Source organism: Lishizhenia sp., from assembly GCF_033720595.1.
Taxonomy (GTDB): domain Bacteria; phylum Bacteroidota; class Bacteroidia; order Flavobacteriales_D; family Crocinitomicaceae; genus Lishizhenia.
The window spans coordinates 1-3,602 of record NZ_JAWWCF010000240.1 but is presented as its reverse complement, the minus strand read 5'-3'; the positions used below and the strand labels follow the sequence as shown (position 1 = coordinate 3,602).

3 protein-coding genes are annotated in these 3,602 nt (G+C 36.2%); 2 read left to right on the top strand and 1 reads right to left on the bottom strand.

Annotation, left to right across the window (positions count from 1 at the left end; genetic code table 11):
* Positions 1 to 727, top strand: a 727-nt coding sequence (locus R3333_RS13235; protein WP_318959248.1) for a hypothetical protein, incomplete at its 5' end; no start/stop codon positions are given.
* On the opposite strand, the gene R3333_RS13230 is transcribed toward R3333_RS13235, so the two are convergent.
* Positions 705 to 2,414 carry an adenylate/guanylate cyclase domain-containing protein gene (locus R3333_RS13230; protein WP_318959247.1) on the bottom strand — a complete coding sequence of 570 codons (1,710 nt, stop codon included), beginning with the start codon at positions 2,412 to 2,414 and terminating at the stop codon, positions 705 to 707. The genes R3333_RS13235 and R3333_RS13230 overlap by 23 nt on opposite strands.
* Before the next feature lie 200 nt (positions 2,415 to 2,614).
* On the opposite strand from R3333_RS13230, the gene R3333_RS13225 reads away from it, so the two are divergent.
* Positions 2,615 to 3,602, top strand: a 988-nt coding sequence (locus R3333_RS13225; RefSeq protein WP_318959246.1) for a phosphoglucomutase/phosphomannomutase family protein, incomplete at its 3' end; no start/stop codon positions are given.

Genomic DNA, 3,602 nt, shown 5'->3' with positions numbered 1-3,602 from the left:
GGAGATAGATAAATCAGAACGTCTTGAGAAATTGGAATCGGTTAAGGCAAAGTTGGATGATTTGTTTGAAAAGAAACACGGAAAAGGAGGATTAACGCTTTGGAAGAACAATAAAGCTTTCTACGCTCAGCCTATTTTACAAATGGCTGCTGTTGTAATTCTTATCGTGATATTTTTCAACAATCTGAATTTTAACAAAGAGTCCTCTTTAGCAATGAAACAAGAGTCCAAGAAGGAGTATAGACCTGAACCGAATTCTGTTGTACTAGAAAAGGAGGAAATAAAACAAAAAGAGGAGGTGGCTCCTGAAGAAATAAATCCCAAAGAACAAAAGCTTGAAGAACCAGAAGAGGTAGATGATCAAATACAAACGGAAATAGCACCAGAAGTTGATGCTTTTGCTAAGGTTATGGATGATATACCTGAGGTGAATGAAGAAGCTGAAGAATTAAACATCATTTTGTCGCCGGATGAAAAAGCAAAGTATTTAGAAAGTAATCAAGTGAGTTCAGTACAATTGAGCTCGGAACAGAATGAAGTGATTTATGCCTTTTCATCTAGTCCAGATGCAGCAATATTAGTGAACGATTCTTTAGTTGGTAATGTGGCGCCGTTAAATACGGGGGCCGAATTGAGTAAATCTTTGGCTAAAAAGGTAGCTATTAAAAGGGATGTTAAACTAGAGGACAAGCAAGATGAGTTTGCTATTTTGACGCCTTTATTCTAACATCAACCATTTCTTTTAGTTGTTTTTTTAAAGATTTGATACGTTCCTTTTTACCACCTAATCTGATGTTAATCGAGGTGTCGGTATAATATCTATGCGTATTTACAAGATAGTCCAATTGGAATTTAATCCACTCTTCATCTGTCATAACAGTACCCTTTTCTTCGAGTTCTTTACGCAGTCTATTGGCTATCGTTGTGTAGTCTGGTCTACCTAAATAGTCATGATCAGCATCACACATGATCTTTTCTAATAGGGTTTTGGGCTCTACAGTAAATTTCGTGCTTTTAACGATGTTTGAAATGATTTCTATGTGTTCATCATTGTAACCATAATTGGGTAACATAGATTGAAGCAGTTGAATGGCGATGTCTTCGTTATTATTGTAACGCAAGATAAAACCTGCATCATGAAAAAGTGTTGCCGTTCGAAGAAGTATAAGTTCCTCCCCTGATACACCTTCTAGTTTCGCTATTCGAATGGCACTTTTTTCAACATTTAAGGTGTGTTTGATATCGTGATAAATAAGTTCTTCTGGTAAACTTGTTTTAAGTTTATTGAGGATGTCCTTTCTGGAGTGTTCAAAATCCATCTCCATTAAGTCTGCCATCTTTCTTATGTGTGAACATGCAATTTTACCTTCTCCGTATAAACTGTATTTAGTTTTAATAGTTTCGAGGGTATACATGTCTAAAGAGCCACCATGCTTCATAGGTATTTCCCCCCTATGGTTCAAATTGAAGTACTTACTTATTTTCTCAGCAATTACTTTTGTAATGTTTATGGTGTTGGGTTCGGCATGTTGTTCCGCTCTTGCAGCAATGTTAACCGTATCTCCCCAGACATCGAAACTTGTCTTTTTTGTACCAATAATCCCCGCAACCAATGGTCCAGAGTGTATTCCTACTCTCATTTCCCAGTAGGGCTCATTCATAGCCTTTGAGATTGCAATACGCGTGTTAATGAAATCACGCATTTCTATGGCCGCTAAACTTGCCCTTATGGCAGGGTGTTGATTATCTTCGGTAACCCCGGCAAGCGCCATGTAGGCATCTCCAATGGTTTTAATTTTTTCTAATTTATAACGCTCAACAATTTCGTCGAATTTGGTAAAGTATGTTTCTAGTTGTTTTACTAATTCTAAAGGAAGCATGTCCTTTGAAATTTTAGTAAACCCAACGAAATCTGTAAACAATACTGTACCATCATCAATTCTTCTCGGTGAAAATTTACCGTAAGTATTTAAATCGTTGAGAACGTTTTCCGGAAGAATATTAGAAAGCAACTGATTAATGCGAAGATCTTTGAAGTAAAGTTTTTTCAAAACACCAACTTTCGCTCTGGTAAGACTCCTTTTATAAGGGGTGTGAATGTAGTCTATAGCCCCTTGTTTGAGTCCTTTAACAAATTGGTATCCATTTACATCTCTGGCAGAAGTGATGATTTTATAGCTGTCAATTCCCAACTTTTCCTTGGCTAATTGTTTGATAAAAGCTAATCCTCCAAAGGCTTCATCATCAATGTTAATGATCATGATTCCAAATTCTCTTCTGTTAAGTTCTTCGTAAACATCTTCTGGGGTTTCAACAAAAACTAAATTATTACCATTTCCACTTAAAATTCGTTTCAAGTCGGCAATATTCTCTGCTTGATTATCCAGTACAAGAATGTTTATAAATCGCTCCACAATGTGAATATATCATTTTCCATTAAAATTTCCTTTATCTACAAGAAATATTAGGTGTAAGTGTGTTAAATGAATGTTGTTTAGCGGTAATATAATGACGAAACGTTGAGTAGGATAATCCATTTTTAAAGTAAGATTTCAAAAACTTAGAGAGCTCTTTATTCAGCATTGATTATTTTAGCAGGGAATTAGAACTAACTATGGATAAAATTAAATTTGGTACAGATGGTTGGAGAGCCATCATAGCAGATACATATACTACTACTAATGTTGCTCGTGTGAGTTATGCAACGGCTCAATGGGTAAAACAAAACTATGAAACACCTCGCATCGTCATTGGTCATGATTGCAGATTTGGAGGAGCTTTGTTTATGGAAACAGCAATTAAAGTTTTCATTAAAGAAGGTATACAAGTTATTAAGGCGGAAGGCTTTGTTTCTACACCAATGATTTCATTAGCGGCGAATAAATACGATTGTGGAATAGGAGTGGTAATTACAGCTTCTCACAATCCGCCGAGTTACAATGGATATAAATTAAAGGCTAGTTTTGGTGGACCGCTGGTTCCTGAAAAAGTGGCTGAAGTAGAGGCCATCATCCCTGATGTTATGCCTTATGATTATAAGACTGTTAGTTTAGACGGACTTTCGGAAGATCAATTGAGAACGGCTGATTTAGAAACAGAATACGTTAAACACGTAGAGGCTAATTTTGATATCGAGGCAATTAAAAATTCAGGGTTGAACTTGGCGTATGATGCCATGTATGGGGCTGGACAAAATGTGTTAAAACGTATTTTCCCAGATATGCATTTCTTGCATTGTGATTACAACCCAAGCTTCATGGGACAAGCTCCAGAGCCTATCGCGAAGAACTTAAAAGAACTAGAAGCGTTTATTAAAGAACGTGGAAATATAGATTCTGCATTGGCTACAGATGGTGATGCAGATAGAATTGGTTTGTACAACAAAGAAGGAGAGTTTGTTGATTCTCATCACATCATTTTATTGTTGATTCATTACTTAGTGAAACACAAGGGGATGAAGGGTGAAGTGATCACTGCATTTAGTTGTACACCTAAAATTGAAAAATTAGCCAAACACTATGGTTTAGCATCAACAACTACTAAAATTGGATTTAAGTACATTGCTGGATTAATGACAGAAAGAGATGTATTGTTAGGTGGTG